This is a genomic window from Nocardia yamanashiensis, from assembly GCF_021183565.1.
GTDB classification, from domain to species: domain Bacteria; phylum Actinomycetota; class Actinomycetes; order Mycobacteriales; family Mycobacteriaceae; genus Nocardia; species Nocardia yamanashiensis.
The window spans coordinates 537,024-556,754 of the sequence record NZ_CP089226.1 but is presented as its reverse complement, the minus strand read 5'-3'; the positions used below and the strand labels follow the sequence as shown (position 1 = coordinate 556,754).

Below are 19,731 nucleotides of genomic sequence, written 5' to 3'. Positions count from 1 at the left end.
ATGCCGACCGACAGCGAATCCAGTCCGATCTGCCGCAGGTGGCCGATATTCTCCGTTATGTTGTTGAGCCGCAATGGTCTTGGAGGGGTGGAATGGTAGAACAGCTCGACGTCGGCAACGCCAAGGAGGGCTTCGGCAGGACCGTCGACAGTCTCGGCAAGGCGGCGCGGACCGCTTCATCCCAGCTCGCCGGGCAGGTCGGCAATGTCAAGGACGTTGCCAGGGGCAGGGTCGAGAAGCTGACCGCGAAAGTGCCGGACCCTTATGAAGTGGCCGTAGCGGAGTACAACGGCGTCTTCACGGCGATGGCCGACAGGGGCTTGTCGCTGTTGCGTCAGCGCGAACGTTCGACGGACGTGATCGAGCTGATCGAGCAGTTGGTGAACAGCATCGCCAATACCCCGAAATCATTCGACACCGACTTCGACGAGATCGAGGTACATCGGAAAAGGTTCCTGAACGCGGAGGATTTCGCGCAGCAGGAGCTGGAAGCGGCGCGGTTGTCGGCCGCCGGCGCCGGGGCCGGGTTCGCGGCGGGCACCGCGGTAGCGAGCCTGGCGCCGTCGGCGGCGATGTGGGTTGCCACCACGTTCGGGACAGCTTCGACCGGCACCGCGATCTCCACTCTTTCCGGGGCGGCGGCCAGCCAGGCGGCACTGGCGTGGCTCGGTGGAGGTGCGGTGGCCGCCGGTGGCGGTGGCACTGCGGCAGGTACCACACTGCTCGCGCTTGCCGGCCCGATCGGCTGGACCATCGCGGGCGCAACCCTGCTCGCGTCGATCGCGCTGTTCGCGAAGAAGAAGTTCGAGAATCGAGAGGCGAAACACGAGGCGCTGGCAGCGATCAAGCGCAACACCACCCTCGTCAAAGGCACAGATGCCCGGATCGACGAACTGCTGCAGCGAACAACCTTGCTCCGCGAAGAGCTGGTGAAGAGTTACGGAGATGCGCTGGTGCACTTCCGCGCCGATTTCCAGACGCTCGCCCCTGCCGAGCGGTCGACACTGGCCGCGTTGGTGAACAACACGAAGTCGTGCGCGACCTTGCTGAGCATGCGCATCGAACAGGATGCCGATAGTGAGTGACGCAGCCGGATTCGTCACGAACACGCAGGAACAGGCTGTTGCTTCCTGGGTGAATTACCTCAACCAGCTCCGCGTAGACACCTTCCTGAGTGCGCTCGAACAGCGGGACGAGCACCTTGGGAAGGCGCTGGCCAGTGTCGATGAGGCCGTCAGGAAAATAGATCTCGAAGTGGTCGCCGCCAACCGCGGCGGAAAGCACGGCATGCACGGCTTCATCGCCGAGATCGCCGAGGTCGGAATCGGCAACGCGCGCAAGCAGATCCTCGGTCAAGAGACCGTCTACCGGTGGGTCAACGACAACGGACCCGTCGACCTGATGCGCGGAAGTGTCGAGATCCAGCAGAAATTCGTTGCCGCGGGTGGCCGCTTCTCACTGGGAGCGATCACCGAGCACCTCCAGAAATATCCCGAATACGTGCGCAACGGTGGGAAGTACCAGATCCCCCGTGATCACTTCGAGGTGATCCAGCGGCTGCACGCCTTGTCGCCCGAGGAAGCGAGCAAGCTGCTGTCCCGCAGTGGCGATGGGCCTTCGCTCAGAGACTGGCAGCGAGTCCAGCTGTTCTTCCAAGGCGGATCGGTCCGGTTCGATTCGCTCGAACCCTCGGCGCTCGAGTACGACGAGGTCCAGCGCGGTGTCTACGCCTCGACCATGGCGGCGGAAAAGGACTCGCTCCGAGCCACGGACCGGTCCCTGCGCGATGCCGCCTACCAGCGCAGTCGACCGACGCTGCGGCAAGGAGGCACGGCCGCACTCACGGCCGCCGCGACGGCGGGCGGGACCACTTTCGTACAGGCCGTGGTCGCCAAGCGCCGGGAAGGCAAGCGGCTCAATGAGTTCAGCGGGCGCGACTGGATCGACATCGCTGGCGAGACCGGCTCGGGTTTTGGCGAAGGCGCTGTCCGAGGACTGAGCATCTACACGCTCACGAACTTCACCGCGACCTCCGCAGCCGTCGCCGGATCGATCGTGACCACCTCCTTCAGCATCGCCGAGCAAGCGAACAAGCTCCGCCGCAAAGAAATCGACGAACTCGCGTTCATCGAGACCTCCGAGCTCATCGCCTTGGAGGCCGCGGTACGCGCCCTGTCCGCTTTCGTCGGCCAAGCGACCATCCCCATTCCCATTCTCGGCGCCGTCATCGGCACCACGGTCGGCACAGTGATGTACAAGACCGTGGCATCGTCGTTGACGAGACGAGAGGCGGCGCTGATCGAGCGTTACCTCGACGAGCAGCGCACTCTCGACGAGCAACTCGCCACCGAGTACCAGGCGATTCTCGACAAGCTGGACCAGAGCATGTCGGGCTATCTCGGACTGCTGGAACGAGCCTTCTCGCCAGACGTACAGGTCGCGCTCGTCGGATCGGTCGAGCTAGCAGTGGAACTCGGCGTGGCTTCGAACGAGATCCTGGATTCCGCTGAGAAGGTCGACGCCTACTTCCTCGATTAGCGGGAGGGGTTCAGCCGGCCGCGCGGCGGGCTCGGGTGTCGAGTTCGCGGCGCAGGACCTTGCCGCTGGGGTTGCGGGGGATCTCTTCCAGTACCAGGAATTCCTTGGGGACCTTGTAGCGTTCGAGGCGGGCGCGGATGTGGGATTTGAGGGTGTCGGCGGGTGGGATTTCCGCGCCGGGGGCGGGAACCAGGTAGGCGCGGAGGACCTGGCCGTATTCCTGGTCGGGGACGCCGATTACGACTGCGTCGGCGATGGCGGGGTGGTCGGCCAGGACGTCTTCGACTTCTTTGGGGTAGATGTTCTCGCCGCCGGAGACGATCATGTCGTCGTCTCGGCCGTCGATGTAGAGGCGGCCGGCGGCGTCGAAATGGCCCATGTCGCCGGTGTTCACGTAACCGTCGACCACTTCCTTGGTCGGGGTCGGGGCGGAGCGGTCGGCTACGTAGCCGTGATAGCCGATGCCGCCGCGGGCGAAAATGGTGCCGGTTTCGCCGGTCGGCGCGGGTGTGCGGTCGGCGCGCAGGATCCGCACCGATACCCCGATGGCGGGACGGCCGACGGTCTTGGGTGCGGCGGCGAGATCGGTGGTGGTCGCCAATGCCACCACGCCCGCTTCGGTCGAACCGTAGCCGTTGATCAGGATGGGGCCGAAAGCGTCGATGAACGCGCTGATCGTCGCCGGGGAGATGGGGGCCGCGCCGGTGACCGCCAAACGCAATGAGCGGGTGTCGAATTCGCGGCGGCGGGCGGCGGGAACCGTCATCAGGCGTTGCAGCATGACCGGCACGCCGACGAAGACGGTGGCGTGGTGGCGTTCGATATCGGCCAGGGTCTGCAACGGGTCGAATCGCCTGCGCATCACCACGGTCGCGCCCAGCGCGAGACCCCCGACGAGAATCGCGAGACCGAAACCGTGGAAGAAGGGCGGCGCGGCCACCAGCACATCGCGGCGGCTGAACCGGGTCGCCGACATGGCGGTGGCGGTCATTTCCGCGATGGCGTTCGCCGGCAATGGCCGGGACACGCCCTTGGCCAGGCCGGTGGTGCCGGAGGTCAGCAGCGTGATCTTCACCGGTCCGCGCACCGGCGGCGGAGCCGGATGCGACTGCCGCGCAAGCGAATCCAGCGATGGTCCGGAGGCGTTCTCCTGCCAGGCCAGCACATGCACCTCGGGCGCGCCCGCCACCATCTCCCGGTATTCCTCGTCGTACACCAGAATGTCGGGACGATGCCGTTCGAGAATCTGAGTCAATTGCGCGGCGGGCAGATCGGTATTGAGGAACACCAGCTCACAACCGAGTTGGGCTCCCGCCAGCGCCGCCTCCACGAAACCCCGGTGATTGCGGCACAATACGGCCAGCGTCCGCGCCTCCGGCTGCACGGCGTGCAGTGCCGCGGCGATCGCTTCCGAACGCGCTTGCAGCTCCGCGTAACTCACCGGCCCGCGCTCGTCCACGATCGCGATCCGATTCGGATAGCGCGCCGCCGACAATGCCACCACCATGGCCATGGAAGGCCCGAACTGGTACAGCGACTTGATGATCCGCATCGCTCCCCCGATCCCGACCGGCCGCAACGCCCCCGATCCGACCAGCGGAACCACCGCGTCCCGCCACCGGAACCCCGCAGTCTCAGGCGACATTACGATTCCCCTTCTCGATCCGCGCCAGCGACGCCTGGGTATCGCCGAGGTACCGGTACAGCTGGGTGGTGAGCACCTCCAGGGTCGTCCGCAGCAACGACACCAGCACCGCCGACGGCCGCCCGTAGGCGGGCGCGAGCACTCGCGGTTTGCGCACGATCGCCTTGGCGATCACATATCCCGCCTCCCGCGCGGATTGCCCGGGCAGCGCCGAGATCCACCCGCTCGGCGCGCTCATCCGGGTGAACATGGATCCGGCATACAACGTGGTCAACGTGACCCCGTCCGGCCGCGCCTCCATGCCGACCGCGCGCATCCAGATATCGAACGCGGCCTTCGACGAGAGATAGAACCCCCATTTCGGGGCGACCGGGAACATGACCGCCACGGTCGAGACATTCACGATGTGCCCGGACCCGCGCTCTCGCATGGCGGGCAGCAGCGCGAGGGTCAACCGCATCGGCCCGATGTAGTTGGCGGAGGTGGTGCTGTTGAGATCCTTGGGCCGGTCATAGGACAGGTGAATCGACCGGCGCAGCGACTTGCCCGCATTGTGCACCAGGTAGTCGATCTGACCGAAGCGCGAAAGGATCTGTGCGGCAAAGGCTTCGATGGATTCCTCGGATGCCAGATCCAGCGGGACGGCGACCGCCCGGCCGCCCTCCGCCTCGATCTCGGCGACGATGAGCTCCAGCTGTTCGACCGACCGCGCGCCCAGCACCACGGTCGCGCCCGCGGCCGCCAGCATGCGCGAGGTGGCTTCACCGAGGCCGTAGGACGCCCCCGTCACGACCGCGATCTTGCCCTGCACTTCGCGGCGCAGCCGGTCCGGATCCTTCAGTCCGCGTGGGCCGATGAGCCAGGCGATGCCGCGACCCAGCGGTCCGGCCGCGAGCCGGTTGTTGGGCCCGGCGTCGAGTGACGTGGTCATTGGTGCTCCGATTTCCGATTGGCTTGGGGTTGAACTTGTTCGAGCAGGGCGTTGATCGCCCGGGAGGACAGTGGAGTGGTGGGGTCCATGGCCAGCACCGATTGCGCGGCCGAGAACAGCCCGGCCAGCAGCAGTTCGCGCAATTGGACGCGGGTGAGGTCGCGGTGGCGCAGCCAGTCGGCGACCGCGCCTTCCACGTACGCCATCCAGCCGGATACGGCGGTGCGCGCCAGGGCGGTTCCGGGGCCGCCGGTGGTTTCCTGCAGCATGGCGGTGATGAGCCGGTCGAAATGCTGTTCGTGCAGGGCGCGCAGTTCCGGGTCGGCGACGCGGGTCGAAAGCGCCAGTGGGGAACCGTTTTTGGCTTCGGCCTGGTCGATGAACAGATCCAGACCCTGGATGAGGCGGGCGACCGCCGGTCCGCGCAGGGCTTGCAGGGCATCCCAGAACTCGGCGTATTCGGCTTCGGCCGCAGCCAGATACAGACCGCGTTTGCCGCCGAAGTGGTAGTTGATCAAGCCGATGGCGGTGCCGGCGCGCTGTGCGATCTCGGTGGTGGATACCTCGTCGAAGCGTTTGACGCCGAAGACCGCGCGGGCGGTGTGCACGAGCGCGGCACGCGATTCGTCGCTGCGCGTGCTCACCGGTTTCGACTTTGAAAGCTTTTCAGTTCTGGCTGCGGCCGGGACGTCTTGAACATCTTTCAATGCGGCTGATGCGCCCGTGGCCGCCAGCAGGGCGGGAATCAGATCGGCGATCAGATCGACCGAGATGGTCTCGTCAACCACGCGCTGCATGCTCACCCCGTAAGCGGTGCTGAACAGCACTTCTCCCGCTCGCGCGGTGCGTTCCGAGCCGGGTGCGCCCAGCAGCGAGGCCAGCAGTTCGGCGATCGCGGCGCGCAGGGCGGCCAGGTTGGCGGCCAGCTGGGCCCGCAATCGCGCATCGTCCCGGCTGGCCAGGCTGAGCTCGAACTCCAGCCGGGTGGACCGAACGTCCTCGACCCGGGTGCGCGCCCACTCCCGCACGGCCGCGACCCGCTGCTCGGTCGTCCCCGGTCCGGCGTGCAATTCCTTGATCCGGGTGAGGTTCTCGGCGTGGATCAGCTCGAGAACCTCCAGGCAGAGGTCGTTCTTACTGCGGAAATTCGAGTAGACGGCGCCTTTGGAGTACCCGGCCGCTTCGGCCACCTGGGCCAGCGACGTCCGGTCCAGCCCATCGGCGATGAACAGATCGCGGGCCGTGCGCACCAGATCGTCGCGCGTGCGGGCCTTGCTCTCCGGTCGACTCATGCGTGCCATGCGCCGAAGATACCACTGGTATTCGAATACCGGTAGACTCAGTTCTGAGCGGCTCGCGGGACGCGCGCATAGACGGTGATCGCGGCGGCGAGAGCGATAGCGCCCGTGGCGAGGAGAGCCGTTGCCGCCCAGCCGAACCAGAGCACCGCCGCCGCACCGAACGCGGTGCCCGCGCTGCCGCCGACGAAGTAGACGAGCATGTAGGCGCTGTTGAATCGCGCCGTCGCGGCCGGGTAGATGGCGAGCACGGTGCTCTGATTGGCGACCTGTGCGGCGAACAGTCCGGCGTCGAACAAGCCCAGGCACAGCAGCGTGACGACGGTGCTCGAGAGGCTGGTCGCGAGGATCGCGGTCGCCGCGAACGCCAAGGCCAAGCCCGTCAGGATCACCCGGCGCGCGCCTACCCGGTCGGTCCAGGAACCCGCGATGCGCGTCGCCACGATGCCCAGCAGCCCGGCGCAGGCGTACAGGCCGATGCGTTCGGCGGAGTAGGAGTACGGCGGCTCGGACAGTGCCACCGCCAGCCCCGCCCAGATCGCGCAGAACGAGAAGAACCACAGCATGCCGCGACCGGCCGCCAGCCGCAGTACCGGGAACCGGACGAACAGACCCGGCAGTCCGCGCAGCAGCCCCAGATAGCCGGTGCGGTCCTCCCCCGCCTCAGCAGGCAGCACCGCACGCGCCGCGCCGGCGACGACCACGCACGCCACCGCCAGCAGGAGCAGCATGCCGCGCCAGCCGATCGCGTCGGCGAGCCATCCACCTACGATGCGCCCCAGCAGGATCCCCGCCGATATCCCCGCGGTGACCACGCCCAGCACCGTCGCCCGTCGCGCCGGTTCCGCGAATCGCCCTGCCACCGAACTCAATTGCGCACCGACCGAGGACCCGGCGCCGATGACGCCGATGGACAGTCCGAGCAGCCACGGGGACCCGGCCGCCGCCGAAACGGCCAGCGCGATCCCCAATGCCAGGAACTGCGCCGCCACCACGGTCCGCGGCGGCACCCGATCCACCAGCGGCACCAGCAGCGCCAGCCCCAGCATGTAACCGACCGGTCCGCACGCGAGTGCCGCCCCTACCTCCGCCAGCGACACGTCCAGCGATCCCGCCACCTCGGCGATAGCCGGTTGCAGCGGATAGATACTCGCGGTCCCCAACGCCGCGGCGACAGCCATGAACCACACCACCGGCGTCCGCAACACCGGAATCCGTTCAACGCTAACCAGTTCCGTCTTCATGACTCCGACGCTATGAACGCCGCTCCCCGGGAGCTGGCGGCAATCGGACATCACCGTTCGCGCAATCGCACGGTTACCGCTAGGGTCGGAGGCGACAGCGTATAGGGTTCCGCGCGCATACCGCCCGAGCGACAACACAATCAGGTGTGCGTGGACTGGACCGAGCTACGCCTCGGTGGCCGGCAACGGGCCGGACACCGACATCTGACGGGATAAAAGCCTGGAGGACTCCTATCACGCTGCCCTGAAACAGGGCACCGACTAGAGAGTCCCGCAATGGTTTTCGCGTCGTCCGTCTCCGCCGTCTCCACTGTTCCGGTAGCCGTGGTCATCGCCACCCTCATTGCCGCGGTGTTGCACGCCAGCTGGAATGCCATCGCACACTGGATTCCGGACAAGGTCGCGGCCATGACCCTGGTCCCGCTGGGTTGCGCGCTGTGCTCGCTGCCGCTGATATGGCTTGCCGCACCGCCGGATTCGGCGAGCTGGCCGTATCTCGCGGCCTCGTCCGTCCTGCACGTCCTCTACAACGGCCTGCTCATGCTGGCCTACCGATTCGGTGATTTCAGCCAGACCTATCCCCTGGCACGCGGCACCGCCCCGCTGGTCGTGGCCTTGGTCGCGGCCACGATCCTCGGCGAAACACCCCGCCCCGCCCAGCTCGCCGGCGTCCTGCTCATCTCGATGGGCCTGGCATTCCTGGTCTTCTGGGGCCACCGCACCAACCCGATCCGCCCCGCCGCCATCGGCGCGGCCATCGCCACCGGCCTGATCATCGCCTCCTACACCGTCGTCGACGGCATCGGAATCCGCCAATCGCACAGCACCCTCGGCTACATCGCCTGGCTCATGCTGCTCGGCGAGATCACCGTCCCCATCCTGGTCTTCGCCTGGCGCGGCCCGTCCCTGCTGCCCCAACTCCGCCCCGTCTGGCACATCGGCCTCCTCGGCGGCGCACTCAGCGTCACCGCCTACGGCCTGGTCCTGTGGTCCCAAACCCGCGGCGCCCTGGCCTCCATCGCCGCAATGCGCGAATCCAGCATCATCCTCGTCGCGGTCATCGGCGCGGTCTGGTTCAAGGAAGGCTTCGGCCGCGCCCGCATCCTCGCCACCATCGCGGTGACGGCCGGTATCGCCGTCATGGTCCTGGCATGAACCGCTACTCGTCGTTATAGCGAGCAGGCAACGGCCACGTGTTCCGCCGGGCGATCAGCACGAGTTGCCGCCGCGCGCTGCAAGATTGACGAGTGTGGTCCTGCCCCCGCGGGGCCGCATCCGGGGCTCGAGATGTATGCGTTCAGCTTTCCGGCCGCTGCGTGGAGTGAATTCATCGACGGCGGAGTTTGGCGGGGGTAGCGCCCGCGAGCTTGGAGCGCTGCGGAAAGCGCAGCGCTCCAAGGTGTTTCAGCCGAGGGGGTTGCGGCCCGGTTCGGCGTCGGTCATGTCGGTGATGCGGTCCCAGTTCGCCGCTACCTCGTCGATGGTGGGTGGCTGGGCGAACAAGACCGGCTTGTTGGCGAAGAGCTGGACGCGCTGGACGGAGCCGCCGCCGACGACCAGGACGGTGGCGGTGTCGGTGCATTCCTCGCTGACCAGGTAGCCGACCACCGGGGCCACGTGGGCGGGGGCGAGGTGTTCCAGGACCTCGGCGGGGGCGATGTCGGCGGTCATGCGGGTGGCGGCAAGGGGGGCGACGGCGTTCGCGGTGATGTCGTATTTGCGGCCCTCGATGGCCAGGGTGTTGATCAGGCCGACCAGGCCGAGTTTGGCGGCGCCGTAATTGGCTTGGCCGAAGTTGCCGTAGAGGCCGGAGGTAGAGGTGGCCACCACGACGCGGCCGAAACCCTGTTCGCGGAAGTACGGCCAGGCGGCGCGGGTGACGTGGTAGCCGCCGGACAGGTGGACCTGCTGGACGGCGTTCCACTGATCGGTGGTCATTTTGTGGAAGGACGTGTCGCGCAGGATGCCCGCGTTGTTGACCACGCCGTGCACGGCCCCGAAATTGTCGATCGCGGTCTTGATCAGCGCGGCCGCGCCTTCCTCGGTGGCGACGCTGTCGTAGTTGGCGACCGCCGTACCGCCGGCGGCGCGGATCTCCTCGACCACGGCATCGGCCATGGCGGTGCCCGCGCCCGAGCCGTCGCGCGCGCCGCCCAGGTCATTGACCACGACCAGCGCGCCCTCGCTGGCCAGCAGCTTGGCGTACTCGCGGCCCAGGCCGCCACCCGCACCCGTGACGACGACGACCCGATCGGTTACTCCCGGCATGACTCTCCTTACGCTCTGGTTTCCGGCCTCGATATAAGTGCAGGAACCTGCCCGGGTCAATCACCGCCCACGCACAGCTATCGTCTACAGGCGGGACAACTGCCGGAGATTCCGGGATTGCGGGGCTCGCGGGATGGAAGCGTCGGTGGCCGAAGTGGGTTCGACTATGCAGTCTGCGGCCGGGACTCGCCTGAACCGGAAGGGGCGGGAGACCCGGCAGCGGTTGCTGGAGGTTGCCATCGGGTGCCTGGCGGACGGGCCGGGGGAACCGTTGTCGGCCAATCGGGTCGCGCGGGAGGCGGGCGTGAGCTGGGGGACGCTCAAGCATCAATTCGGGGATATCGACGGGTTGTGGGCGGCGGTGCTGACCGAGCTGACCGATCGGACCGGAGCCAACAGTCCCGAGGTGTGGCCCGCGATCACGGGGTCGGTGCGAGATCGGGTGTGGGAGATGGTGGATGCCATCTGGACGATTCTGGATACCCCCGAGGGGCGGGCGGTGGAGACGCTGCGGGCCGGGCTGCCCAATGATCAGGCGGAGCGGCTGGCTACTTTCCCGCTTACCGCGGCGGCGTTCGCGCAGTACGAGGATGCCTGGCTGCGAGCCTTCGAATACGCGCTGGCGGACCTGTCGCTGGACGCGGACAAGGTGTCGCGGGTGCGATGCCTGATCCCTATGGCCATGCGCGGCATCAATAACGAGCGCCGGCTGTCCCCGGCCGCCGAAGTGACCGGAGCCCGCCATTGCCTGGTCGATGCGATAGCCGTTTACCTGCAATAACTTTGATTCTTTGAGAACCCTCGTTGACAATTTGAGGCGGGAGGTTCATGGTTACCCCCAGTTTCGATCAATGAGCCGAGGGTGATTCATGTCTCCATCTCCTACGCCCGACGAGCAGGGCATGCGCCTACAGCGCAGCAGCCGCGACTCCGCCACACTGCTCCCGCGACTGACCGAATGGCTCGCCGAACAGCTGCCCGCGCACGCCGCGCCGCAACTCACGCTGGGATCGGGCATCGACAGCAACGGCATGTCGGCGGAAACCCTGACCCTGACCCTGAATTGGCAGGAGGACGGGGTCGCGCGGACCGCCGAGCTGATCGCGCGGGTGGCGCCGGCCGCGGGCGATTTCCCGGTGTACGAGCACTACGACCTGCGCGGGCAGTTCGAGGTGATGCGGATCGTGGCCGAGACGAGCCGGGTCGAGGTGCCTCGGGTGCGGTTCCTGGAACCGACCGGTGAGGTACTGGGCGCGCCGTTCCTGCTGATGGATCGCATCGACGGACTGGTGCCGCCGGACGTCATGCCGTACACGTTCGGCAACAACTGGCTCTTCGACGCCGATCCCGAACAGCAGCGGCGGGTGCAGGACGGCACGGTCGAGGCGCTCGCGAAGATGCACGCGATACCGGACGCGGCAACGACTTTCGCGTTCCTGGAGCCGCCGTATCCCGGCGCCACGCTGCTGGAGAAGAACCTGAACCGGGCGCGGGCGTGGTACGAGTTCGCGGCCCGCGACACCGGGCCGTCGCCGCTGGTGGAGCGGATCCTGAAATGGCTCGACACCAGTATCCCGGAAGCCGGTGAGACCGTGCTGTCCTGGGGCGACGCGCGCCTGGGCAACATCATGTACCGGGACTTCACGCCGGTGGCGGTGCTCGACTGGGAGATGGCCACGATCGGCCCCCGCGAGCTCGATGTGGCGTGGATCCTGTTCGGGCACCGCGTTTTCCACGGCATCGCCGAGAATTTCGGCTTCCCCGGCATGCCGGACTTCTTCCGCGAGGCGGATGTGCGGGCCGCCTACGCCGAGCATTCGGGTGTGCAGCTCGGCGATCTCACCTGGTACACCATGTTCGCCGCGCTGAACTACGCCGTGGTCTTCATGCGCGCCGGCGGCCGCCAGGTCCACTTCGGTGAGATGGAGCGGCCCGACGATGTCGAGGTCTTCCTCCATCACAAGGCGATCGTCGAAACGATGCTCGCCGAGCTCGGCGCCTGAGCCCTCCCCTCTCGAAATCCATTGGAGAAGTAGCACTCTCATGCTCGAACAATTGAACGAACTCGCCTACTACTGCATTACCCGGCATCCGGCCGACGCGCGCGTGCTGCTGCCGGAGGCCCGGGACGCGGAACGCCTCGGCCTCGGCTCGTGCATGATCGGCGAGCGGATGACCGTCAAGGATTCCGCGGTGCTGTCCGGCGGCCTGGCCGGATGCACCACCGAGCTCGGAATCGCCGCCGCCGCAACGAATCACCACACCCGGCATCCGATGGTGACGGCCACCATGGGGTCCACCATGCAGGCCGTCACCGAGGGCCGGTTCGCCATGGCGTTCGGGCGCGGCATGGCGGCGAACTGGAAGGCGATCGGCCTGCCCGCCGTCACCGAGGCGCAGCTGCGCGATTTCGTGGGCATTCTGCGGCGGCTCTGGGCGGGCGAGACCATCCTGAATCACGAGGGGCCCGCGGGGTCCTGGCCGGTGCTCTACCACCAGAACGGCCTGGACGACGCCCCGCCGATCGGCTTCGTGGCGGTCGGGCCGAAAACCATGGAGCTGGCCGGGGCGATCGGCGACTTCGTGGTGCTGCACACCTTCTTCTCCGACGAGGCGACCGCGAATTCCGTTGCGGCCGTGCGCCGGGGCGCGGAACGTGCGGGTAAGGACCCCGACAGCGTGCGCATCTGGTCGTGCCTGGCGACCGCCAGCGATGCCCTCACCCCCGAGGATCAGCTGCGCCGCCGCACCGGTCGGCTGGTGACCTACCTGCAGGCGTACGCCGACATTCTGATCGCCGCCAACGGATGGGATCCGCAAGTGTGGGAACGGATTCGGGCGACCGAGCTGTACCAGAACGCGGCGGCGGCCGGACCCATCGACGCCTCCGCGTCGGTGGAGACCCTGGAGCAGATCGACGCGCTCATCCCCGACGAATGGCTCGCCTCCGCCGCCTACGGCACGCCCGAACAGTGCGTGAAGAAGATCTCCCGCGAATACGACCTCGGCTGCCATTCGGTGATCATGCACGGCGCGAGCCCGCACGAACTGGAATCGGTGGTCGAGCACTATCGCGCCAACCGGCCGGTGCTGCGCCGGGCGGTGGCGGCCAATCCGGGCAAGTTCGCGTGAGACTTCGCGCGGACTATTAACGAAAGGTATTGCATCATGGGCAAATTCAGTCGCACCGAGCTGGAAGAGGCGCTGCATCACTACAGCCAGGTCGTCGACCGCTGTTCCGAGACCGGTGATTGGGGTCCGTTCGCGGATCTGTTCGTCGAGGACGTCGAGTACATCGAGCACGCCTACGGGACGTTCCACCATCGCGAGGAGGTGCGGACGTGGATCATCGAGGTCATGAAACCGTTCCCGCACATGCGGTTTCCGCACGAGTGGGTGGCCTACGACGAGGACAACGACGCCATCGTGGTCGGCATCAAGAACCTCCTGGATCACCCCACCGAGCCGGGCGTGGAGTTCTGGTTCCCCAACACCACGCGGCTGGTCTACGCGGGTAACGGATTGTTCGCGAGCGAGGAGGACATCTACAACCCCGCGCGGGATGCGGCCCGGGTGATCGGCGAGTGGATCAAGGCCGGCGGCGTCATGTCGTGTGCGCCGCAGGTGGAGATGAAGTACATCGTCAAGCCGTCCGTGTAGGACAGCCGGCGGGTACATCGAAAGTGTTAGGCGGTGCTGGGCTCGCGGCTGATGTTGCGGTGCGCCGAGGCTTCTACGGTAGTTGCTGATACATAGCCAATCTACCGAGCGGATGAGATGCACCCCAGTCACCGAAACACGTATCGGCGGGCCGGGCGCGGTCTGAGCGCGCTTGCCGTCATTGTCGCCGGGCTCGCCGCGGGCTCGGGCGCGGCCTGGGCCGTCGAAGGCGGGGTGCGGGCGAGTGCGGGCGAACAACCCTGGTACACGGGGATTCTGATGACGGGCGATGGGTCCGCCGTCGGCCGGTTGGTCTGCGGCGGCACGCTCATCGCCCCCGATCGGGTGCTCACGGCCGCGCACTGTGTGGCGGGCTCGGCGCCCGGTGATCTCTCCGTCCGGACGGACGCGGACCTGCTCAGCGGCCGGGGCGAGGAGGTGCCGATCAGGCGCATCGCGATTCATCCGGGCTACGAGATCGCCGATGCCGCCGATGGTGTCCGCCGGGTCCACAACGACGTCGCGATTGTCGAACTGTCGAAACCCGTTGCCGGACCGGTCCTTCCGATCGCCACCGTTGCCGATCCGGTCGGCACGCCGGTCACCGCGCTCGGGCACGGCAATACCGGAGCACATGCCGACAAATCGGAGCCGCTGCTGCGAGCCGAGCTGGTCACGCTCCCGCCTATCGCCTGCCAGACCACCATGCAGGGCAACTACCGGTTCGAGAGCGATCAGCAACTCTGCGTCGGGACGGCCGCGCCGGCCGCGGTCAAACCGTGCAGCGGCGACTCTGGCGGTCCGCTCGTCACCGGTACCGGCAGCGATGCTCGGCTGGCCGGAGTCGCCAGCTACCTCGATCGCAAGCAATCCTGCGACGATCCCGACGCGCGACTGGTCGCCTATGCCGACGCCGCCTACTTCCGTGATTGGGCCCTGTCGCCCACCCCTGTCTGGGCGCCCGCCCCGCTCGGAGAGGTTGCGCTGGAGGGTGATCCGCGTATCGGGAGCATCCTGACCTGCCGTGCGCCGGAATGGGACGGACACCCGGACGCCGTCGCCTACCAGTGGCTGGTCACCCGCGTCGACGAGCAAGGCCGGGCGATCGACATCCCGGTACCGGGTGCGACCGACCACCCCCGGTTCACCGTCCCGGCCGAGGCGGCAGGCGCGACCGTCGGCTGCATTGTCACCGTTCAGAACGACGGCGGCACGGCCGGTGCGGGCAATGCGATCCAGATCGCCGGCGCGTAGCGCGAAAACTACTGGCAGGAACCGCTTTCCGCACGGTCGAACGCTTCCGACCAATCCGCCGGAGAGCTGAGGAACGGCGGCGGCACCTGCGCGCGCATGGCCGCGAGCCCGCCCGGGAACTTGTCGGCCTGATTGAGCAGGCCCTGGCAATAGCCCCGGACAGTGGCATCGTGCATGTCCCGGGGCGCTTGCGTCGTCGGATCCGGCGGCGCGGGTGCGGGTTCGGGCTCAGCGGGCTGCACCGTCGTAGGAGCGGGTCGCGTCGTCACCGGTGGCGGTTCGGGGGTCGGCGCCGGGGGCTCCGGCGGCGGCGGTTCGGGCGGCGGCGGAGGCGCAGGCGGGTTCGTGGTCAGCGACGTGGCGACGCTGGTAGTGATCGCCGTGGTCGTAGCCGGGGCCGAGCTGACCGGGCGCGACGTGGTGCCGACAGTCGCCGCGGCCGGGGTTATCTCATCATCCTTCGCAGCGAGCACCACGACTCCGGTTGTCCCACCGGCGATCACCACGCCGAGAACAAGAGCAGCAGCCCAAATGCGCGGGGTACGAAAGACCGGCGGCTGCGGACTGAGCGTCGACGGAACCCGCACCGAGCGTTTCGATTGCCGATGCCGCGCCGAGGGCTCCGACCGCCGATCCCCTGCCGAGGAATCCGGCCGCTGACCCCGCGCTGAGGGCTCCGGCCGTTGATCCTCGGTCGAAGAATCCGGCCGCTGACCCCGCGCCGAGGAATCCGGCCGCTGATCCTGCGCCGAGGAATCCGGTCCACGCTGCGCCGACGGCTCCACATATGGCGGCCGCGCCAACGGAGCCGGGTACGGCTGCCGCGCTACCGATTCCGCAGGGGGAGGCCACATCAACGGTTCCGAATGAGGCTGCCTCACTGAAGGTTCCGAATTTGGCTGCCTCGCTGTAGATCCCAAATCGGGCTGCCGCACTATCGGTTCCGAATCGGGGCGCCGCGCAATCGGTTGCGAATTGGGCTGCCGGGCGGGCGGTTCCGACTGCGAAGGGGGTGGGGTTGGGTTCGGGCGCGGGTTCCAGCGGAGGAGGTCGGTTCGTAGGGGGCGGGGTGGTGGTGGGGCGAGCATGGCCAGTAGTGCGCCGCGGGCGGCGGCCAGGGCGGGGCCGTCGCCCAGGCGGGTGGGGTTGTGGGCGGTGGCTGTCGAGATCGGTAGGAGCCGTAGGGTATTCGCGGTGTATCCGACGGTGGCGGCCGCGTGGGTGAGCAGGCCGGCTTGGTGGGGTAGCCAGTTGTCCGGGTAGGCGAGGACCAGGCCCAATGGCGGCGGGCCGCCTCGGGTGGACCAGGCGGCTTGCAGGGCGGTGCGGAGGACGCGGATCGCTATTTCCGGGTCGGGTGGGACGGCGGGGACGTCGAGGGGGAGTTCGAGCGGGATCACCTGTTGCACAGCGAGATCCAGGGTTGCGGCGGCTGTCGCGGTTGGACCGAAGCCGATGCCCAGTAGCCATTCGCCTGCCACCACGCGCCTCCTGGACGATCGTCAGACTGGCGCTCAGTATAGGCAAAACGGACACGCGTGGACCCGGATCGGCGAAGGCGGAGAGATCTTGGTCGGGGCGGTCAGCCGATCGGCAAGGCCGCGAGGATCGGCCCGTAGCCCCAGTTCAGCATGCGCTGGGCATCGTCTCGGGCGGCCGCGCCGCTGCCGGAAGAGCTGTGCAGGACAACGCCGATCATAGGAATCCCGGCGCGGACGGTCTCGAACAGCAGGCAGGCGCCGGCGGCGTCGGTGGAACCGGTCTTGATGCCGATCGCGCCGGGGTAGTCGTGGAGCAGGAGGTTGGTGGTCTCCCAGACGTGGTCGCGGTTCGCGGGGCCCGCGGGCAGGTGATAGCTTCGCGCACCGGCGATTTCGCGGAACACCGGCAGCACCATGGCCCGCACGCCCAGGGCGATCAGGTCGGCGGGGGTGGAATAGGTGGAGTAGTCGTCGGGGATGGGCAACCCGCTCGGATCCGTGAAATGGGTTGCGGCCAATCCCATTTGGCGGGCGGTGTCGTTCATGCGGGCGATGAAGCCGCCCTGCCCGGGCCCGTACGCCTCCGCGAGGGTGTAGGCGGCGTCGCAGCCCGAGGGCAGCATCATCGCGTAGAGCAGTTGGCGCGTGGTCAGCACCTCACCGGCGGACAGCCCGGCGCTGCTGCCGTCATTGCTGACGCAGTAGGAGATGCTCGCCGCGGGGACCGTGACCGCGCGCTCCAGGTCACCGGCATTGATCACCACCAGGGCGGTCATCACCTTGGTGATGCTGGCGATCGGCAACTGCGTGTGCAGTTCCCGCGACCACAGGATGGTGCCGGTGATCCCGTCCGCCAGCGCCGCCCCCGGAGCCCGCACGCCGTCCGGCTCGGAACCCACCCAGGGCAGCGGGAAGATCGGGGCGCTCTCGGCGGGTGCGGCGGTCACGGTCTGGCCGGCTCCGACGAGCAACGCCCCGGCGACGGCTACCTGCAGCAACTTCGCGAATGTCGGCACGCGCCACATTCTGCCTCCCGATCCCGCCGCCGCCCGGCCGACACGAGCGGATTCACGCCAGTGTCTCGTCCAGCCAATCGAACAGGTGGCGGTGCAGGGTGGCTCGGCCGCCGTAGCTGCAATGTGCGCCGCCGCCTTCGTTTTCCGGCATCTCCACCAGCGTGGCGGGGCATTTCAGCGCCGCGTGCAGCAGCTTCGGCTCGCCCGCGAACATATCGTCCTCGGGATCGAAGATCAGGGTCGGGGCCACGATCCGGTCCGCGATGCCGACCAGGCTGTAATCCTTGGTACGGCGCACATAGTCCGAGCAGGAGTCCGCGCCGAACGTCCACCGCCCGTTGCGCAGCGCCCAGCGAATGCTGGTGTTGTGGGCCATCATCAGCGCGATGACCGGCTCGGACAGCTCGTCGCGCTCGTCCATCACCCATTCGGCCAGGAACGGCGGGACCGCGCGCAGATGGAAGGCGTGGTAGTCGTAGAGCCCGCCGTCGGCGATCAGCGCGGCGATGCGGTGCTCGAAAGCGGCGGCGCGGGCGACCAGGTAACCGCCGAGGCTGTAGCCGTGCACGGCGATTCGAGCCGGGTCGATCTCAGGGCAGGTGAGCGCGTAATCGATCACCGGGGTGAGCACGTTCTCCCAGTCGTGACGGAAGAACAGGTGCTGTTCACGCAGCGCCGCGCCCTGGCCGGGGCCGTCGTAGGCCAGGCAGTTGTAGCCCCGGCGCAGCGCCGCCGCGGCGATCGCGAAATACGCCTCCTCGACGACGGAATCGAAACCGCTGGTGAAAACGACTGTGGGACGCGGGATTCCGGAATCGTCGACCAGGAACAGATAGCCCGGGAGCGCGGTGTCCTCGTAGGGAATCTCCACGGCCCGCACCGGGGTGTCCATGAGTTCCGCCGCGGCGGCGAAGGTGGCGCGGGCGCGCTGTGACGAGTCCTTGGCGTCGGCGTCGTCGAATGGATTGTCGCGCAGGTAGAACTCGCTGGTGCGGTAGTAGTTGGAGGCTCGCAGCAGGGCTTCACGGGCGCTGACGCGATGCCCGGCGGCGAGCGCGGCCTGCCCGGCGGCCTCGACGCGAGCCGCGGTCGCCTTCCACTCGCGGTACCAGGACGCTTCGTCGCCCTCGGCGATGGCGCGGGCTGTTACCAGCACCTCCCCCAGGTCCGCGCCGTCGTAGTTGGCGAAGCAGGCGGTGCGCAGGGTCTCGAAGGAGAAGGACTCGTCATCGAAGAGGAATTTCATGGGTTCGACGCTTCCATTTATCGAGTCGGAACGGTTCCGTCTCGGCTATGACTCGAACTGTAGCGCCGGATCAGTCGAGACGCAACCGTTCCGTCTCGTGCTAGATTGGGCGGCATGGCCAACCCCGTACGCCGCGCAGCCGGCGGCCCGGTCCTACAGGACGCCCTCACCGACGCCTTGACCAGCGCCTTCTTCGAGGAGCTGGCGGCGGTCGGCTACGGGCGGCTGTCCATCGAGGCGGTCGCGCGGCGGGCGGGCGCGGGCAAGGCGGCGGTGTATCGCCGCTGGCCCTCCAAACAGGCCATGGCCACCGACCTCATCACCAAGGTCGCGGTGGCGGCCGCCGAGACGCCCGACACCGGCACCCTGCGCGGCGACCTGCGCGCCTACCTCGGCGCGGCGGCCGACGGGCTCCGGCACCCCTTGGCGTCGAAGATCATTCCCGATCTGCTGGCGGAAGCCGGCCGCGAACCGGCCCTGGCCGAGAGCCTCGCCGAGGGCGTGGGCGGCGCGCGCCGGGAACGCGCCGCGGACCTGCTGCGCCGGGCCATCGCCCGCGGTGAACTCCCGGCCGACCTGAACATCCCACTCGCCCTGGACTTCCTGGCGGGACCGCTCTACTGGCGGCTCACCGTCAATGCCGCGCCGCTCGAACCCGGCTATCTCGACGAGCTGATCACCATGCTGCTCACGGCCTTCCGCGCCACCTAGAGATTCCGCGCTCCCCCATCCGGATTCGCCGGATCGATATGCCACTGGTGCACGCGCTCCGGGTGAATGCGAATGATCTCGTGCGAGAACCACTGCGGAGCCACCGGAATGTCCTCCACGCTGATGATCTCCGCGCGCCCCCGGATCTCGATGCCGCGCCCCCACCCCGGCTTCACCTCGGCCGGATCGTCCGGGGTCATATCGTCCACCACCAGGCTCACGTATTGGTTGGCCTTCACATTCCGATACCGCTGGGCATTCGGGTTCGGGCCGCCGATATCGATGGTGTCGTCGGCATTGAGCCGGAAACCGACCGCCACGATATTCGGCCGGTTGTCCTTGGTGACCGTCGCCAGGCGGGCCAGCCGCTGACCGGCGAGGTAGCTGCGTTCCACTTCGGTAAAAGGCATACTGCTCACCGTAGAAGCTCGAGCTGGGT

General features: G+C 67.8%; 18 protein-coding genes. 9 read left to right on the top strand and 9 right to left on the bottom strand.

The window, feature by feature from the left end:
• The first annotated feature begins 92 nt into the window (after positions 1-92).
• Both LTV02_RS02595 and LTV02_RS02590 read left to right on the top strand, forming a co-directional pair.
• Positions 93-1,085 (top strand): hypothetical protein, encoded by a 993-nt coding sequence (locus tag LTV02_RS02595; RefSeq protein ID WP_233037830.1) that lies wholly within the window; start codon positions 93-95, stop codon positions 1,083-1,085.
• Entirely contained in the window at positions 1,078-2,538 is a 1,461-nt protein-coding gene (locus LTV02_RS02590) for a hypothetical protein (protein ID WP_233037828.1), read from the top strand. Before LTV02_RS02595 ends, LTV02_RS02590 begins: the two co-directional genes overlap by 8 nt.
• A gap of 10 nt (positions 2,539-2,548) precedes the next feature.
• On the opposite strand, the gene LTV02_RS02585 is transcribed toward LTV02_RS02590, so the two are convergent.
• The 4 genes from LTV02_RS02585 to LTV02_RS02570 are packed head-to-tail and all read right to left on the bottom strand — an operon-like array spanning position 2,549 to position 7,656.
• Positions 2,549-4,183 carry an AMP-binding protein gene (locus LTV02_RS02585; RefSeq protein WP_233037826.1) on the bottom strand — a complete coding sequence of 545 codons (1,635 nt, stop codon included), beginning with the start codon at positions 4,181-4,183 and terminating at the stop codon, positions 2,549-2,551.
• Entirely contained in the window at positions 4,173-5,114 is a 942-nt protein-coding gene (locus tag LTV02_RS02580) for an SDR family NAD(P)-dependent oxidoreductase (RefSeq protein WP_233037824.1), read from the bottom strand. Before LTV02_RS02580 ends, LTV02_RS02585 begins: the two co-directional genes overlap by 11 nt.
• Positions 5,111-6,415 (bottom strand): TetR/AcrR family transcriptional regulator, encoded by a 1,305-nt coding sequence (locus tag LTV02_RS02575; protein WP_233037822.1) that lies wholly within the window; start codon positions 6,413-6,415, stop codon positions 5,111-5,113. The genes LTV02_RS02580 and LTV02_RS02575 overlap by 4 nt, the downstream gene beginning before the upstream one ends.
• Before the next feature lie 38 nt (positions 6,416-6,453).
• A complete protein-coding gene (locus LTV02_RS02570; RefSeq protein ID WP_233037820.1) occupies positions 6,454-7,656 on the bottom strand; it encodes an MFS transporter in 1,203 nt (400 codons plus the stop codon).
• A gap of 276 nt (positions 7,657-7,932) precedes the next feature.
• On the opposite strand from LTV02_RS02570, the gene LTV02_RS02565 reads away from it, so the two are divergent.
• Entirely contained in the window at positions 7,933-8,811 is an 879-nt protein-coding gene (locus LTV02_RS02565) for a DMT family transporter (RefSeq protein ID WP_233037818.1), read from the top strand.
• A 249-nt stretch (positions 8,812-9,060) separates the two neighbouring features.
• Here the strand turns inward: LTV02_RS02565 and LTV02_RS02560 are convergent, their stop codons facing one another.
• Positions 9,061-9,924, bottom strand: coding sequence for an SDR family NAD(P)-dependent oxidoreductase (locus tag LTV02_RS02560; protein ID WP_067706503.1), 864 nt, complete (start codon positions 9,922-9,924; stop codon positions 9,061-9,063).
• A 166-nt stretch (positions 9,925-10,090) separates the two neighbouring features.
• Between LTV02_RS02560 and LTV02_RS02555 the strand changes: the two genes are divergently transcribed.
• The 5 genes from LTV02_RS02555 to LTV02_RS02535 all read left to right on the top strand — a co-directional run bounded on the left by LTV02_RS02555 (position 10,091) and on the right by LTV02_RS02535 (position 14,838).
• Complete coding sequence (locus LTV02_RS02555; RefSeq protein WP_233037816.1) at positions 10,091-10,705, top strand: TetR/AcrR family transcriptional regulator; 615 nt, start codon at positions 10,091-10,093, stop codon at positions 10,703-10,705.
• A gap of 88 nt (positions 10,706-10,793) precedes the next feature.
• A complete protein-coding gene (locus LTV02_RS02550; RefSeq protein ID WP_233037814.1) occupies positions 10,794-11,927 on the top strand; it encodes a phosphotransferase family protein in 1,134 nt (377 codons plus the stop codon).
• Positions 11,928-11,967: 40 nt separating this feature from the next.
• Positions 11,968-13,056 carry a TIGR03857 family LLM class F420-dependent oxidoreductase gene (locus LTV02_RS02545; protein WP_233037812.1) on the top strand — a complete coding sequence of 363 codons (1,089 nt, stop codon included), beginning with the start codon at positions 11,968-11,970 and terminating at the stop codon, positions 13,054-13,056.
• Positions 13,057-13,092: 36 nt separating this feature from the next.
• Complete coding sequence (locus tag LTV02_RS02540) at positions 13,093-13,584, top strand: nuclear transport factor 2 family protein (protein WP_233037810.1); 492 nt, start codon at positions 13,093-13,095, stop codon at positions 13,582-13,584.
• A gap of 117 nt (positions 13,585-13,701) precedes the next feature.
• Complete coding sequence (locus LTV02_RS02535) at positions 13,702-14,838, top strand: S1 family peptidase (RefSeq protein ID WP_233037808.1); 1,137 nt, start codon at positions 13,702-13,704, stop codon at positions 14,836-14,838.
• An 8-nt stretch (positions 14,839-14,846) separates the two neighbouring features.
• Here the strand turns inward: LTV02_RS02535 and LTV02_RS02530 are convergent, their stop codons facing one another.
• The 3 genes from LTV02_RS02530 to LTV02_RS02520 all read right to left on the bottom strand — a co-directional run bounded on the left by LTV02_RS02530 (position 14,847) and on the right by LTV02_RS02520 (position 18,581).
• Positions 14,847-15,107, bottom strand: coding sequence for a hypothetical protein (locus LTV02_RS02530; RefSeq protein WP_233037799.1), 261 nt, complete (start codon positions 15,105-15,107; stop codon positions 14,847-14,849).
• 1,313 nt (positions 15,108-16,420) lie between these two features.
• On the bottom strand, positions 16,421-17,344 hold the full coding sequence (locus LTV02_RS02525) for a D-alanyl-D-alanine carboxypeptidase family protein (protein WP_408639327.1): 924 nt from the start codon (positions 17,342-17,344) through the stop codon (positions 16,421-16,423).
• Positions 17,345-17,387: 43 nt separating this feature from the next.
• Entirely contained in the window at positions 17,388-18,581 is a 1,194-nt protein-coding gene (locus LTV02_RS02520) for an alpha/beta hydrolase family protein (protein ID WP_233037795.1), read from the bottom strand.
• A 114-nt stretch (positions 18,582-18,695) separates the two neighbouring features.
• Between LTV02_RS02520 and LTV02_RS02515 the strand changes: the two genes are divergently transcribed.
• Positions 18,696-19,292: a TetR-like C-terminal domain-containing protein gene (locus LTV02_RS02515; RefSeq protein WP_233037793.1), complete on the top strand. Its 597-nt coding sequence runs from the start codon at positions 18,696-18,698 to the stop codon at positions 19,290-19,292.
• On the opposite strand, the gene LTV02_RS02510 is transcribed toward LTV02_RS02515, so the two are convergent.
• Positions 19,289-19,702, bottom strand: a complete 414-nt coding sequence (locus LTV02_RS02510) for a PPOX class F420-dependent oxidoreductase (RefSeq protein ID WP_233037791.1) — start codon at positions 19,700-19,702, stop codon at positions 19,289-19,291. The genes LTV02_RS02515 and LTV02_RS02510 overlap by 4 nt on opposite strands.
• Positions 19,703-19,731 lie beyond the last annotated feature (29 nt).

Excerpts from the sequence above, each read along its gene's own strand:
- LTV02_RS02595 (WP_233037830.1), top strand. The coding sequence starts at position 93 with ATGGTAGAACAGCTCGACGTCGGCAACGCCAAGGAGGGCTTCGGCAGG.
- LTV02_RS02585 (WP_233037826.1), bottom strand. The coding sequence starts at position 4,183 with ATGTCGCCTGAGACTGCGGGGTTCCGGTGGCGGGACGCGGTGGTTCCG.
- LTV02_RS02580 (WP_233037824.1), bottom strand. The coding sequence starts at position 5,114 with ATGACCACGTCACTCGACGCCGGGCCCAACAACCGGCTCGCGGCCGGA.
- LTV02_RS02575 (WP_233037822.1), bottom strand. The coding sequence starts at position 6,415 with ATGGCACGCATGAGTCGACCGGAGAGCAAGGCCCGCACGCGCGACGAT.
- LTV02_RS02570 (WP_233037820.1), bottom strand. The coding sequence starts at position 7,656 with ATGAAGACGGAACTGGTTAGCGTTGAACGGATTCCGGTGTTGCGGACG.
- LTV02_RS02565 (WP_233037818.1), top strand. The coding sequence starts at position 7,933 with ATGGTTTTCGCGTCGTCCGTCTCCGCCGTCTCCACTGTTCCGGTAGCC.
- LTV02_RS02560 (WP_067706503.1), bottom strand. The coding sequence starts at position 9,924 with ATGCCGGGAGTAACCGATCGGGTCGTCGTCGTCACGGGTGCGGGTGGC.
- LTV02_RS02555 (WP_233037816.1), top strand. The coding sequence starts at position 10,091 with ATGCAGTCTGCGGCCGGGACTCGCCTGAACCGGAAGGGGCGGGAGACC.
- LTV02_RS02550 (WP_233037814.1), top strand. The coding sequence starts at position 10,794 with ATGTCTCCATCTCCTACGCCCGACGAGCAGGGCATGCGCCTACAGCGC.
- LTV02_RS02545 (WP_233037812.1), top strand. The coding sequence starts at position 11,968 with ATGCTCGAACAATTGAACGAACTCGCCTACTACTGCATTACCCGGCAT.
- LTV02_RS02540 (WP_233037810.1), top strand. The coding sequence starts at position 13,093 with ATGGGCAAATTCAGTCGCACCGAGCTGGAAGAGGCGCTGCATCACTAC.
- LTV02_RS02535 (WP_233037808.1), top strand. The coding sequence starts at position 13,702 with ATGCACCCCAGTCACCGAAACACGTATCGGCGGGCCGGGCGCGGTCTG.
- LTV02_RS02525 (WP_408639327.1), bottom strand. The coding sequence starts at position 17,344 with ATGTGGCGCGTGCCGACATTCGCGAAGTTGCTGCAGGTAGCCGTCGCC.
- LTV02_RS02520 (WP_233037795.1), bottom strand. The coding sequence starts at position 18,581 with ATGAAATTCCTCTTCGATGACGAGTCCTTCTCCTTCGAGACCCTGCGC.
- LTV02_RS02515 (WP_233037793.1), top strand. The coding sequence starts at position 18,696 with ATGGCCAACCCCGTACGCCGCGCAGCCGGCGGCCCGGTCCTACAGGAC.
- LTV02_RS02510 (WP_233037791.1), bottom strand. The coding sequence starts at position 19,702 with ATGCCTTTTACCGAAGTGGAACGCAGCTACCTCGCCGGTCAGCGGCTG.